16 protein-coding genes and 2 pseudogenes are annotated in these 13,527 nt (G+C 36.2%); 5 read left to right on the top strand and 13 right to left on the bottom strand.

Features of this window, described 5'->3' with window-relative positions:
• Window positions 1-335 precede the first annotated feature (335 nt).
• The 7 genes from ASU02_RS21130 to ASU02_RS21160 all read right to left on the bottom strand — a co-directional run bounded on the left by ASU02_RS21130 (window position 336) and on the right by ASU02_RS21160 (window position 6,717).
• The gene (locus ASU02_RS21130; protein WP_057767331.1) at window positions 336-3,470 is read right to left on the bottom strand and encodes an AAA family ATPase; all 3,135 of its coding nucleotides are present in this window, start codon (window positions 3,468-3,470) and stop codon (window positions 336-338) included.
• The gene (locus ASU02_RS21135) at window positions 3,467-4,612 is read right to left on the bottom strand and encodes an exonuclease SbcCD subunit D (RefSeq protein WP_057767333.1); all 1,146 of its coding nucleotides are present in this window, start codon (window positions 4,610-4,612) and stop codon (window positions 3,467-3,469) included. The genes ASU02_RS21130 and ASU02_RS21135 overlap by 4 nt, the downstream gene beginning before the upstream one ends.
• A 109-nt stretch (window positions 4,613-4,721) precedes the next feature.
• Window positions 4,722-5,306 carry a DUF421 domain-containing protein gene (locus ASU02_RS21140; protein WP_057767335.1) on the bottom strand — a complete coding sequence of 195 codons (585 nt, stop codon included), beginning with the start codon at window positions 5,304-5,306 and terminating at the stop codon, window positions 4,722-4,724.
• A 119-nt stretch (window positions 5,307-5,425) separates the two neighbouring features.
• Complete coding sequence (locus ASU02_RS21145; RefSeq protein ID WP_053475815.1) at window positions 5,426-5,626, bottom strand: cold-shock protein; 201 nt, start codon at window positions 5,624-5,626, stop codon at window positions 5,426-5,428.
• Between the two features lie 212 nt (window positions 5,627-5,838).
• Window positions 5,839-5,976 (bottom strand): YvrJ family protein, encoded by a 138-nt coding sequence (locus ASU02_RS21150; protein WP_057767366.1) that lies wholly within the window; start codon window positions 5,974-5,976, stop codon window positions 5,839-5,841.
• A gap of 252 nt (window positions 5,977-6,228) precedes the next feature.
• The gene (locus tag ASU02_RS21155; RefSeq protein ID WP_057767337.1) at window positions 6,229-6,447 is read right to left on the bottom strand and encodes a DUF2922 domain-containing protein; all 219 of its coding nucleotides are present in this window, start codon (window positions 6,445-6,447) and stop codon (window positions 6,229-6,231) included.
• 51 nt (window positions 6,448-6,498) lie between these two features.
• The gene (locus ASU02_RS21160; RefSeq protein WP_057767339.1) at window positions 6,499-6,717 is read right to left on the bottom strand and encodes a DUF1659 domain-containing protein; all 219 of its coding nucleotides are present in this window, start codon (window positions 6,715-6,717) and stop codon (window positions 6,499-6,501) included.
• Between the two features lie 151 nt (window positions 6,718-6,868).
• Here ASU02_RS21160 and ASU02_RS21165 point away from each other — a divergent pair, with 151 nt between their 5' ends.
• Entirely contained in the window at window positions 6,869-7,141 is a 273-nt protein-coding gene (locus ASU02_RS21165) for a phage holin family protein (RefSeq protein ID WP_328163615.1), read from the top strand.
• Between the two features lie 92 nt (window positions 7,142-7,233).
• On the opposite strand, the gene ASU02_RS21170 is transcribed toward ASU02_RS21165, so the two are convergent.
• The 4 genes from ASU02_RS21170 to ASU02_RS26535 are packed head-to-tail and all read right to left on the bottom strand — an operon-like array spanning window position 7,234 to window position 8,929.
• The gene (locus ASU02_RS21170) at window positions 7,234-8,295 is read right to left on the bottom strand and encodes a methyl-accepting chemotaxis protein (RefSeq protein WP_269746002.1); all 1,062 of its coding nucleotides are present in this window, start codon (window positions 8,293-8,295) and stop codon (window positions 7,234-7,236) included.
• Between the two features lie 36 nt (window positions 8,296-8,331).
• Window positions 8,332-8,517: a hypothetical protein gene (locus ASU02_RS21175; RefSeq protein ID WP_057767345.1), complete on the bottom strand. Its 186-nt coding sequence runs from the start codon at window positions 8,515-8,517 to the stop codon at window positions 8,332-8,334.
• Complete coding sequence (locus ASU02_RS21180; protein WP_057767347.1) at window positions 8,518-8,751, bottom strand: CHASE3 domain-containing protein; 234 nt, start codon at window positions 8,749-8,751, stop codon at window positions 8,518-8,520.
• A 19-nt stretch (window positions 8,752-8,770) separates the two neighbouring features.
• A complete protein-coding gene (locus tag ASU02_RS26535) occupies window positions 8,771-8,929 on the bottom strand; it encodes a hypothetical protein (RefSeq protein ID WP_157684550.1) in 159 nt (52 codons plus the stop codon).
• A gap of 515 nt (window positions 8,930-9,444) precedes the next feature.
• Between ASU02_RS26535 and ASU02_RS21185 the strand changes: the two genes are divergently transcribed.
• From ASU02_RS21185 to ASU02_RS21190, 3 genes and pseudogenes are all read left to right on the top strand, one after another.
• A complete protein-coding gene (locus ASU02_RS21185) occupies window positions 9,445-9,798 on the top strand; it encodes a hypothetical protein (protein ID WP_057767348.1) in 354 nt (117 codons plus the stop codon).
• Between the two features lie 109 nt (window positions 9,799-9,907).
• Window positions 9,908-10,049: pseudogene (locus ASU02_RS27415) on the top strand (alpha/beta hydrolase); the annotation flags it as partial.
• 74 nt (window positions 10,050-10,123) lie between these two features.
• Window positions 10,124-10,864: pseudogene (locus ASU02_RS21190) on the top strand (alpha/beta hydrolase); the annotation flags it as partial.
• Between the two features lie 42 nt (window positions 10,865-10,906).
• Here the strand turns inward: ASU02_RS21190 and ASU02_RS21195 are convergent.
• Both ASU02_RS21195 and ASU02_RS21200 read right to left on the bottom strand, forming a co-directional pair.
• Complete coding sequence (locus tag ASU02_RS21195; protein ID WP_057767352.1) at window positions 10,907-11,452, bottom strand: NADPH-dependent FMN reductase; 546 nt, start codon at window positions 11,450-11,452, stop codon at window positions 10,907-10,909.
• Window positions 11,453-11,519: 67 nt separating this feature from the next.
• Window positions 11,520-11,951: a MarR family winged helix-turn-helix transcriptional regulator gene (locus ASU02_RS21200; protein ID WP_232426312.1), complete on the bottom strand. Its 432-nt coding sequence runs from the start codon at window positions 11,949-11,951 to the stop codon at window positions 11,520-11,522.
• 1,006 nt (window positions 11,952-12,957) lie between these two features.
• Between ASU02_RS21200 and ASU02_RS26540 the strand changes: the two genes are divergently transcribed.
• On the top strand, window positions 12,958-13,116 hold the full coding sequence (locus ASU02_RS26540) for a hypothetical protein (protein ID WP_157684551.1): 159 nt from the start codon (window positions 12,958-12,960) through the stop codon (window positions 13,114-13,116).
• Window positions 13,117-13,527: the final 411 nt, after the last annotated feature.

The raw sequence follows: 13,527 nt of genomic DNA on the forward strand, positions 1-13,527 counted from the left end.
TAACGACCTTTCTCATGATTTTCTACCTAGTTTTGGCCTTCATACCCCCAATGAACGACCTTTCTCTTGATTTCCAACCTAGTTTTGGCCTTCATTCACCCTATGAACGACTCCACACATGCTTTTCCACCTAATTTTGGCCTTCATATCCCAAATGAACGACTTGACTCTTACTTTCCAGATAAATGTTGCCCTTCATAGAATAGATGGAAGGCTTTCTTATATTTATTCAGTTTGGGATAGTCCTCCTGCATCTCGTTTCCTAGATTGTCTTTTTATACAAAAAGTTCGCTTCATAGCAAGCGAACTTTTTGTATTTTTTAGATATGGCTTTATTATGACAAAAACTGAAATTCTGTAGTGCTCCCTGTTTGGGCTGCGATTACTTCAAGTCTTGCGTCAATACGCTCTTTAAGTTCCGGCACATGTGAAATAATTCCGACAAGTCTTCCACTGCTTTGGATGTCAATTAACGCTTCAATAGCCTGATCAAGCGACTCCGGATCAAGCGTCCCAAAGCCTTCATCAATAAACATAGTCTCAAGCGAGACGCCTCCAGCATATTGTTGAACGACGTCTGCTAATCCTAATGCGAGTGCGAGTGCGGCTTTAAAGCTTTCACCACCCGATAGTGTTTTCACATGCCGCTCTTGGCCCGTATATTGGTCAAATACGAGCAATTCTAATCCGCTTTGAACATTCCCTTTTGAACGATCTGTTTTCCGGATGAGCTCATATCTTCCACTCGTCATTTTTCTAAGCCTGCCATTTGCTTCATTTAAGATATCGTCAAGAAACGAAGCTAAGACAAATCTTTCGAAAGTAATCCGATATGTGTTTTGGCCTTTAGCAATTTCATATAAATGGCCAATTACCTTGTATTTTTCTTCAAATGCTTTCATTTCTTCATTTATATGGTTTATTTTAGCTGCTAATTCCTCATTATCTCTTTTCTTCATGAATAGATTTGTATATACATCCTGCAGTGATTTAATTCGTTCCTCAATATCAGTAAACACTTCATTTAGCTTAGCCATATCAGGTCTCTCAATATTTATTAAGAGCTCATGCAATTCATTATAGCGATCATTAACTGATCGAACTTCCTCGCGATAATCGATGAACGTTTTCTCTAGCAGCTTAATTTCTTGATTCGATTTCTTTGCCCCATTATACTCTCCATAAGTTTCAAAGCCTTGTTCCTTCATCCGGTTAACAAATGCTTCCCTTTCCTTTCCAAGCTGCTCATTCGTTTTCTTCATATTTATTTCAATTGTTTCGTACTTCGTCTTTACAGACAGCAAGTTTTCTCTGCTTTCCTGATACAGACGCTGAGCCGCTTCCAATCTATGAATTAGTTCATCTTGTTTTTTAACTGACTGCTTTAGACGTGATTCAAAAGCGTCGATGGAGCGAAGATCTTCAGGAATGCTATCCATCATCCGATTTAAATACGTTTTCTTTTCCGTATATAGAATGGTAGATTCATTTAACTGCTCATGTTTTTTTTGAAGCTCACTGCCATATTTTTCTTTATCCTGTTCAAAGGTCTGCAATTCCTTTTCACAAACAGAAAGCCGTTCAACACTTGTTGCCAGCATAGAATGTGTTGCTTGAAACTCTTGACGCTTTGACATGATTGATTCTTTATATACTGAAAAATCATCCGGAGATAAATTTGGCTGCTGACTTTGAATATCTCCCATACTATTTTTTAACGTTTCTTCTAATGATAGAACGATGGATTGTGCTTCATAAAAAGCTCTTTCAGCACTGCCCTTTTCCTTTTCAATTTCATCATATTGCTGTTTTGCCATTTTAATGTCTTTTTCATTTGGAACTTCTGTACTTGTAGTTGCAAGTTTTGGATGATGCTCAGAACCGCACACGGGACATCCTTCCCCTTCGTGCAGCTTACTTGCAAGTAAACTAGCTTGTCCATGTAGCCATTTTTGTTCCAATTCCAAAGTCATACTCTTAGCATCAGCTAACCTAGCAACAGCATTAGCAAAAAACTCTTTTCTCTTATCAAATTGACTAGTTGCCTGTTCCAATCGGGAATGTTGATCCTCGAATTTATTAATAAGTGCAATTTCACCAGCTAACTGTTCAAGCTTGTGTGTAACTTCTACTAACTTTAACTGATTTTGATCAATAGCCAGTTTTTCATCTTTTAACACCACAATGTTTTTTTCGATTCTTTTTCCCAATTCCTCTAATGCAGACTTCTCCCTTGAGCAAATGTCCAGTTCCCTTCCCAGCTCCTGAACTTCCTTTTGAACACTTGCAAAAGATTCAATATCTGACTTTACATTATTTAAATAACTGATTTGCTCGCCAATTGCTTTTCTTTCTGGCTCCCGTTCCTTTTCGGCTATCCATTTCTCCTCATGCTCTTTAAGCTGGATAGAAAGATGAGTTATTTGCTCCTTTATGGTAGAAAGCTCACGATTTGATTCATCTACTTCTTTTTTCAAGTGATGGCAAAGTTCTTCCTGCTGTGCTAGGACTGCTGCTTTTTGAGCGAGATTAATTTGCACTTCCATTAATGAAAATTTTTCTTCTTCCTTTTCAAGTGCTGCCTTCCTAATATGCAAATCGTCCTTCGCCTTTAGCTGTTTAGCAATTGCTTCAGCTTCATATAGCTTTTGCTGAATAGAATTTCTTTCCTCTTGCTTTATCTTTAATTGATCTGCAAGTTTCTCAAGCTCCTCAGACATTTGGCTAATTTCCGCCTGTAATAATGGCATTAAAAGGTGATCATTTAAACTTCCAGCAGCTAGATATTCTTTTAGTTCTTCATTATAAAGCGCTTTGATATTTTGTATGGCCTGGTTACGATGGTCCATTTGCTTTTCTACCATTCTTCTTAGATCCACTGCATCTTCCTTTAATTTTTCTTCAACCCGTTTGTAGATTTGCGTTTGGAAAAGCCGCTGCAGTATTACTTCCTTATCCTTACTTTCAGATGTAAGCAGCTTTCGGAACTCCCCTTGAGGGATCATTAATATTTGTCTAAATTGGTTACTGTCAATAATCATAATTTCTTTTACTTTTTCATCCACATCCCGAACATTCGCTGCTAGCAGCTGTCTACTCCCATCTTTGCCATATACATATAACTCTGCCTTTGCACCTATTGTTGTAAATCCATCTCCACGCGCTTTTTTCTTTTCCTGCTGGGGAGATCTCGTAATGAAATAGGTCTTGTTTCTTAAAGTAAATTCTAATGATACCTCTGTCAGTGTTTCATCTTTAGCAAACTGGCTTCGAAGATCAGGGCCGTTTCGATCTTCTCCACTTGCCTTCCCATAAATAGCAAAGCTGATCCCGTCAAATATGGTTGTTTTCCCTGAACCAGTTTTACCTGAAATAACGAACATTGTCCGGCTGCCTAGCTTTGTAAAATCGATATGCTCACATCCCGCATACGGTCCGAATGCTTGCATCGTTAATTTTAACGGTCTCATCTTCCCGCCTCCTCCTTTAACGTTTTCTCGATTACTTCAGCCATCACTGCATTTTTTTCATCTGTAAATTCCGAAGTCGTCATTTCCTCATAAAATTGTTTAAACAGCTCAAGCTCTGACTTCTTGTCTTCCTTTACTGAGGAAAAAGAATGCTTTTTCTTCATATCCGTCATGGCTATTTTCCGTTCAAGATGCAGCACATTCGGATAGATTTGCCTTAGCTTATTTATTGGATCAATTAATGCTCCTTCATCATGTAATATAATTTTCAAGTAATCATTCACATTTTGTTTTTCATAAATACTTGGATCCATCAGCTCATCCAGATGACCTTCAAGCTCCCGTAAATCATTTTTCGGAGTAATAGAACGGATGCGTAAATCAAATTGGCCGTTTTCCTTCATTTCAATAATCGAAATTGATTTCTCTTGCTTGGCTTCTGAGAAGGAGTATTTTAAGAGGGAACCTGAATAGCGGACCTTTTGATGCTTAATCGCATCCGGACTATGCAAATGTCCTAGTGCTGTATAGGAGAATGGTTCGAATAGTTCTGACCCCACGCAGCCAGAGCCTCCTACAGATAAGGTTCGCTCTGAATCACTCGTTTGACCTCCTAGGACAAAGGCATGTCCAACAAAAACATTAGGCTCATTAGGATTCAAGTGTTTTTCAATTTTCCCTATTGCAGCTTTCATAGCATCTTGATGCGAATGAATAGTTTCGTCATTTAGAAGATGTCTAACCATTCCTGGTTCTGCATAGGGGACAAGATAAAAGTTCACACCATTTATATGTATGGGCTGAATGTCCGATTCCAGTTTGCCAGATAAATAGAAACGGCTTTGCTTATACCAAGAACTTCCGAATGATAATCTTTCAGCACTATCATGATTGCCCCCAATAGCCACAATGGGTGTTTTTAATTCTACATTTATTTTAAATAGAATTTCATTTAATAGTTCGACTGCATCTGTTGGCGGAACAGAGCGATCATATAAATCTCCAGCAATGACAACTGCATCTGGCTTCTCTTCTTCAACTAAATCAACAAACTTATTTAGAAAGTAGCGCTGATCCTCTGTCATATATATGCCATGAACCAGCTTTCCTAAATGCCAGTCAGCCGTATGAATAAATTTCATTTTCGTTCTCCACTCCTATCATTCATTTATATTATTATATCAAAATTCATTTTTAGGCGGTTTTTTCTTTGCTGGAAAAAAAGGCACATAAGGTGCCTTTTACATTAGTTTAATTCTTGAGGATGTGGCTGACTATTCCTTCACTAATTTCCTGAAAAATATCATTTGAATGCTCATTTTGTTGAACTTGCTGTTTTGGTGAGTTCAGCAGCATAAGCCCCATCAAATTTTTAAATTCACCAACAGTTAATGGCTTTGCATCATCCATTAATTCATAGCCCAGCTGACCAATGCGCTCTAATTTTGCCATTTTCACATCCGAAATTTTTGTGATGCCATTTGTTCTTAATCTCATCTCTAATTGATCAGCAGTTAATCTTAGCTTTCTTAAGTTTGTTTTTTCTATTTTTCCATTTTGAATAACAATTTTTGATTTACCTGTAATAAACTTCTCGATAAAATTAAATTTTAGCTGTAAGAATTCCAAAAGAATTAATGAACCGATAAAAATCACAGAGGCAATTATCGTTTTCCACACACTCGTTTCTGCAATTGGCTGAATAATAATTGTACCAATTGAAATCATTACCACTGTTTGGGCCAATGTCATTTGTGAAATCGACTTCCTGCCTGCTATCCTCTGCAATAAAACACCAGCCAAAAACATTAAGACAGACTGCCAGACAAAATTCATATCCTTTAAACCACCTTAACTTTTCTTATAGCTTTAGGTGAATAGGAAGATATTATTCCAATGTCCATAAAAAAACAGCCCTGCCAGATGACAGGACTGTTTCATTATTAGTTTGTCAATTATAGTTTAGTTACGTTAGCAGCTTGTGGTCCACGAGCACCTTCAACAACTTCGAAAGATACTTCTTGGCCTTCTTCTAAAGATTTGAAACCTTCTGTTTGGATTGCAGAGTAATGTACGAATACGTCGTTTCCATCTTCAGCTTCGATGAATCCGAAACCTTTTTCAGCGTTAAACCATTTAACTTTACCGTTTTTCATAAGAAAAAATCCTCCTATTGGCAATAACTAGCCATGTGTTAATTCACCATTTACAACGATTATAGCTTTTACTCATCATTACTCATCCAAACAATTAAATCTTTGGAAAAATCGGGTTGCAAAAATATAATGCGATGCATAACGGCTATATTAAATTTAACACTATTAGAAAAATAAGTCAATCTAACAAGAGATTATGGTAGTCTTGTTATCTATTCTTTCAGCCGTTCTGGCAAGCTTTGAATGGATGTAACTACGACATCCAGTTTGGCCTCGATTCGGTGCAGCAAAAAAAGCGTTACAATAATCGGAAACCCAACTTCACCAATAATCGGGATTAACTCTTCCATCATCCTCCAAACTCCTTTCTTCACCTATTTGAAAACCGAAATGCGGGTGCCACTGTTCTAAGCATACTGACTTATGGCCTCTAGGTAACAAAACAGACATCCATAAAGGCATCACTATTAATCGTGCGATGCGTCGCTGTGGAAGCTTTCCTAGTCCTGTCGCATGGTTGACACTATATGTCCTGTCAGTCGCTGCTACGAGCCGCAGCTAGTTAAAAGGGCTGTTCATACAAATGAACAGCCCAGTGGTGGTTACACTAATTCGTAATCTGTAACATTCCGTTCAATAACTCTTACACCTTCAGCGGTTACTAAATCCCCATTCACGGTTTGAATAATATTTGCAGAAATTATTTGTTCCATAGCCTGCTTAATTACAGCCGGATTGATCGGTTCCTTTGGGTTATCTACTGAAAGCTTGGATAATTTTCCGTTCTCTGTTAAGAAAGATAATTCCAATGATTTTGCCATGATTTCACCTCCTCTACCTATTTTTGTTCTTACTCGCAGTAGCCAACACTATTACCCTACAATATCAAAACTGTCATTCCTTACAACCGTTACTAGTGGGTCATTGCAAAGAGAAGCAAGTGCTTGAGCTGTTTCATGAATTTGATCTGCACTTGCAGCTTTCTTTACATTCCCGATTGTTTTCGACTTATACACAGGTTCACCTTTATCATTCAAACCTGTTTCAAAGCTTAGCCGAATTTTTGAGTCAACCATCAATGCTTGTGCCATGTTTATCACCTCCCCTCACCCTTTATATATAAATAAAGAAGAGAAATGGACATGTTAATAGCAGATTTATTTGTATGTTTCGGGAAACTTTGGATAAAGTAACAAACAAAAACCTCGAATTTTCATAGAATAGTAGGGAACAAGCAAGGAGGTGAACACATTGGATTTACTATCTTATTTAAATCAAAACTACCTGATGCTCGTTCCCGCACTATGGGTGCTCGGATTCGCTTTAAAACAAACACCAGCTATTCCTAATTGGATGATTATCTGGGTCATTCTCCTAGTCTCTATCCTCATCGGAAGTTTAGCATTTGGCTTTTCCGTCATCGGGCTTATTAATGGAATCATTGCCGCAGGGGTAGCCGTATTAGGTCATCAAATGCTTAAACAGACCTTCTTTGACAAAAATGGGAAAAAGTAAGAATAGGTATCTTCAAAAAATATAAAAAGTACTAGCATCAACATGCTAGTACTTCCTTTGTGCCCTATAAAATTCCTTTTTTATTACTTCTATTATAGTTTAAGCTTTGATGCAGCAGACTGCATTTCGGCTGAGATCTTTGCAAGCGTTAAAGATAAAGCGGAAACTTCCTCTATCGTAGCCAATTGTTCCTCCGTAGCTGCAGATGCTTCCTCCATAGCCAAAACGTTCTGTTCGGAAATGTCTTTAACATTTGATATCACATTCGTTATTTGTACAGATAGCTCAGACAGTTTCTCAAGAAGAATAGAAACAGCGGATACTTTCACTGTCGCATCCTCCATTGTTTCCGCTATTTCCGAAAATGCACTCCTAGTTTTTATCGAATCCTCAAGTACAGCCAAAACATGATTATTGCTCGCATTCATTGCATGAACAGCCTGATTTGTCTCTGCCTGGATCATTTCAATCATGGTTTGAATCTGTTCTGCTGAAATCCTTGATTCCTTTGCAAGCTTACGGACTTCATCAGCAACTACAGCAAACCCTTTTCCATGTTCTCCAGCTCTAGCCGCTTCAATAGCAGCATTTAGTGCTAAAAGATTGGTCTGTTCTGCAATATTTGTAATCATTCCTATAATATTCCGAATTTCTATTGAACGATTTTCGAGTATCTGGATGGCTTTGGCAGCAATTTCAACGGACTTATTCACTTCGTTTAATTGCTTACCAATATTTTCAACCGATTGCTCTCCATCGATTGTGAGAAGATTTGCCTTTTCTATTACATCCTTCATTTCTAAGCTGCTCTTTGTTATTTCTTGTATACTTTTACTCATCTGATGGATGGCGGTTTTTGTTTCTTGAAAACCAGTTATTTGCTTTTCCATGCTGGCTGCACTTTGCTGAGTAATCTGAGCTAGCTGCTTAGAAGCATTTGCGCTTTGCTCTGCACCTGCTGCTAATTCTTCACTGCTGGAAGCTAATTGTGAAGAACTTCCTCTAATTTGTCCAACCATATTTCTAAGATCCTTCACCATGCGATTTAAGGATTGATTGAGCAATCCAATTTCATCATTAGAATTCACCTTTAATTCATCCTGATTTAAATCACCTTGTGCAATCCGGTCAATTGATTGTGCTGCTAATTTAATTGGTCCGGTTTATCATTCTGCTAATGAACAATGCAATCAAAAAATCGCTAGAATAAAGGCAGATATACTGAGAATAATAACAAACAGCTGGGTAGAAAATATATCATTTGACGTATTCTGACTGTCTTTAGCTAATTTCTCTTCTTGATGCTTCATCAATTCCTCCGTTTTTTTAATAAATGCTTGTCCAGCCTCTTTAGCAGAGTTCTGAATAAGCTCCATTTAGGATGCTTCATTGTTGGTAATCTTGAATTTAATTGCAGAATCAGAAATGTCTTCAAAATTAGTATGTAGATTCCTAAGTTCTGTGACAATTTGCTTGGCATCATTGTCAACTGTTGTTTTCATTAATTCTTCAATTCGTTGATGCAGCCTTTTCCTTGCCATATCGTAATCTGTTAAGTAAATGGAGTCACCAGATAATAAATACCCTCGAATTCCGTCTGATTCAATCATTAAATCCTCTTTAAAATCCTTAAACGATAAGAAGCTTTTGAACATCTTTGTCCAGCAAACCGGAGTACCGGTCATATACTTTTTTAAGTTGATAATTTGAAAAGACCGCTACCTTTGCAAATAACAAAAGCACGAATAAAAATCCAGAAATCAACTTTTTTCTTACGGTAGTTCTCATTATCGTTCCTTATTTCATGCTGTTTTAGAAGCGCTTTATATATTTCACCATATTTCTAGGTCTTTTGAGGCAAATTCATCCAGTGAGAACATGAAAAAAACCGCTCATCATCTAATGTAATGAACGGTTAAAGGTAGACCACAGACCTTAAGGAGGAGATCTTCCATACTATATTATTTAAATACAAACAAAATTGCTTGGACAATCCCCTAAAATCAATAATTTTTCTTAATAATTTCTTACAAAAGTATCTTCCATTTATACTTATATATATAAATCTAGAGAACGGCTAACAGGTAGAATAACCTTAGGTATTTACACCCATAAAACAATTTAAGGAACTCCTCCACTAAATAGTGAAAGACCTAACAAAAAACCATAAATATTATTTGGTAATTATTGATGAGCCACTAATTTTCACTTTCTCCCGTCCTCCATTAAGAGCAGTTTCAGAGTATATAAATTAGAAATGGAAATACTAAAGGGAAGGTTTATTATATTCAGGAGGGCTTAAATTGACCGTATATGTATACCAAACATTTCAAATGAAACAGGATAAATTCAACGAAGGATTAGAAAATTTAACAGCAATTAAGAATTTTAGAAATGAGAAATTTGACCACAAGGTAGACATCTTAACCCCTATTACTGGCCAAGATCATACGTATGCACTTCTTTGCACATATGAAGGATTAGCAGAAATGGAATTACAGAACAAAAAAATGTTCGATGATGAGGAGTATTTAAAACTTATCAGTGAATTCTTCTTAGAAAATATTGCTCAAGGCAGTATGAATACGCAATTTTATCGTTCAATGCCTGATAAGAAAAAAGAGGATTCAGATGACAAAGAGAAGAAAAAGGAATAAACCAACGGCTCAAAGCTTGAAGAATTCTTCAGGCTTTATTGTTTTTTCCCTTTTTTACTAAAATGATATAATCATAGTAAGAATGGGTTTGAATGAAAGGGTTGTTAATGTGAAAAAGTTTGGTATCCTTACGGGGATTTCCGTATTTATTCTAGTGATCGCTTACTTTTTAGTTGGAAATTATTTTTATAATTTTGCCTTAAATGCAGCTCAAGAAAAGGATTTTTTAGAAGGAAACCCACATTTAGCTGGGTCAGAAGCAGTTTCAGCAAGCGTTGCTGAAGCTAGTAAACTAGCTGATGCTGAGTTTTCGAACAGCCATCAGCCAACGACCCTAAATGTTGTTTCATCTGATAACTTAAAGCTAAACAGCTTAATGTATGAAAATCAGGATTCGAATCATAAATGGGCAATTGTTGTTCATGGATATACAGGAAATAGTACCCAAATGATTAGATATGTGAGGAATTTTTATGAAAAAGGTTATAGTGTTTTAGCTCCTGACCTTCGTGGCCATGGAAAAAGTGAAGGAGATTATATTGGAATGGGCTGGGATGACCGTAAAGATATGCTTCTATGGATAAATCAAATAATTGAAAAAGACCCGAATGCAGATATTGCTTTATTCGGCATCTCGATGGGCGGTGCTACAGTCATGATGACGGCTGGAGAAAAATTACCTCCCAATGTAAAAGTAATTGTTGAGGATTGCGGTTATTCCTCTGTAATCGATGTATTTACCTATCAGCTTGATGATCTATTTGGATTACCTAAGTTTCCTGTAATGAATGCTGCTAATTCAATAACAAAAATTCGTGCTGGATATGATTTAAATGATGCTTCAGCAGTCAAACAAGTCGCAAAAAGTCAAACACCGATCTTATTTATTCATGGAAAAAAAGATACATTTGTCCCTTATCCAATGTTGGATGAGGTATACGATGCCGCAAAAGTTGATAAGGATCAATTAATTATTCCAGGCGCTGGACATGGAGAAGCTGAAAAAGTAGATCCTGAAAAATATTGGCGTACCGTTTGGGGATTTGTAGAGAGATATATTAACTAAAGAAAACTCCCTGTTATCACAGTAACAGGGAGTTCTTTTTAATTATTTTTTCTGTTGATTGAACCAGTTAATAAAATTATCAGCAACCATATCTAGAAATTTAACCGTAGGCTCATGTGTAAGATTGCCTGATTCATCCATCTTTTCATGAATTACACCTACATACACTTCATTTCCTGGTAAAAGAGGTGAACCAACACCTGGGCAAAATAAAATATCACGCAAATGCTGCTGAGCCCTTACTGTACCTAGAGCACCCATTGTCGCACCCATTATCCAAGATGGCTTTCCTATCATGACTTTTTCGACACGTGATAACCAATCAATTGCATTTTTCAATACACCCGGAATGGAATAATTATATTCAGGTGTCACCCATAGAACAGCATCTGCCTCTGCTACTTTACTTTTAAATTCTGTAACAACGGCAGGGGGATTCAATTCAATATCTTGGTCATAATGAGGAAGATCGGCAATAGGTAAGATCTCCAATTCAAATGAGTTTTTATATCTTTCCTTCACATACTTTGCAAGTTTCAAATTATATGATTCTTTTCGGATACTGCCAACGATTGCAACAATTTTCATGGATTAAACCTCCAGTTAATTTAATCATTTGATACATCAACCTCATTCAGATGCACACACCAGCAGTCTAGAGTTGTTTTACATTATCACGAATTTTTATAAGAAGGGTATGTAGTTCTGTGATGTCTTCAATGGTCATCCCTCTTGTAATCACTTGAAGGATTTCCTTATTAATTGGAATAACCTCTGATCCAAGCTCTCTTCCTTCGGCCGTTAAATATATTTCAACTGAGCGCCGGTCACTCGGACATACCTCTCTGCGAATATAACCTTTTTTTTCAAGAGCCGAAACCATTCTAGCTATACTAGCTTTATCCTTGTTTAATTTTGCTGATATTTCATTCTGGGAAATTCCTTCTTGCTCCCATAAAATCGCCATAATTAAATTTTGCTCGGAAGTTAACTTGTAAGACGCTAGACGATTATTTACATAGTTTGTGATTTCTAAATCAATCGTATGAATAAAGACCCCTATATTATCCAATGGTATGTATTTCAATTGCATCATCCTAATTAGTTGATATATCAACTGTTTATAAGTTAATTATAATCAGGTCTATTGTTCCTGTCAAAATATTGGTCTTTCCTTAGCAATTTGAAATTGTCTTGCTCTCTCTTTATTACCACTTTGCCCTTGATTAATTAAATGAGTCTCTAAAGCCTGAAGCCTCTTTTTTCAGTAATCTTTTGATTTCATTTTTGTTCACCAATAGTCTTTCCTCTTTCTCGAAGGCATAAAGATTACTCTCATTAATAAGCTTTCAGTACGAAAACTATGTTATAGGGAAACAGAAGTTCTAAGATCAGCCAGAATGGTATTGGCATTTTTTCAACTCTTTCATTTTTTGTATAACACTTCGCTTTATTAGTTTCATTTAAAAAATGAAACTTTTTCCAGTTTGTTTCGTATTTGAACTAGAATAATGGCGAGGTGATAGTATTGAAAAAATTACTATTAATTATTTTGCTCACCTTTCTTATATCAACTATTGTATCTTTCCTTTTAGGATATTGGCAGATTGGTATTGCTTTAGGTGGAGCATTTATTTGGATTCTAAACCAAGTTTCTGAACATTATTCAATAAAAAACACTGAATATCTTTACAGCAGTAGAACTCATACACGGAAGAATTATAAAAAGTATGATGATTAGATACAGGGAGTGCCATACCCCCGATTATCACAGTGCCACCCCTCCCTAGTAAACTTAAGAAATTCTTGCACTTCCTAAATTACCCATATAAAATTTATAGAAACTGGTTGTGAATCGATGTCTATTTTTATGTTTGTATTGATCCACACATTTATTGGAATAGCCCTTATTGTTGCAAAGAACAAGTTGCCTAATCCCCTATTTACTTTCATTAGTTTATTTTTAATATTAAGCTTACTTTATTGGTGCATGATTATATTTAGCAATTTAATTTAGGCAATATTAAAATTCCATATTTAGTTGAAACTCACGTAGCGTTATATTTTATACTCCTTATTAGGAGGCGATTGTAATGAAAAAATATTTTCAATGGAAAAACATTATTATTGGAAAGATTGACAAAAATCATCCTCAATCAGCTGAAATCAAGAAGGCTGCTGATGAAGCCTTTACTTCTGTTGGTAAAATGATAAATGACATAACAGCGATTACTGCCAACAAACGTAATTAACCATATTTTTTAGCGGGCACTTACTGGTGCCCTCTTTTTTAAGGAAACATAGTACAAATTCTATTTCTCAAACAAGGCCTCCCTAAACATCGATATAAAATATGGTTTTATTCGAATCGGGACCCCTACACATTCCCATTCACTTATTGTCTGAATGTCAATACCCATAACTAGCAGTTTTTAATTTTGAAGGATTAACGGGCTCGTTTACTCGCTTTTCGTTCCCGTGTATCTGCTTTTTACTCTATAACGGGCTCATTTTCTCATTTTTCGTTCCCGTGTATCTGATTTTTACTCTATAACAGGAACAATTACTCACTTTTCATTCCTGTGTATCAGTCAAGTCCGGATTATTGTGTAAAATCAAAAGCAATTGTTTTCAGCTTTACCTTTGAATATTCTCTATCCATA

The organism is Cytobacillus praedii (genome assembly GCF_001439605.1).
GTDB lineage: Bacteria > Bacillota > Bacilli > Bacillales > Cytobacillaceae > Cytobacillus > Cytobacillus praedii.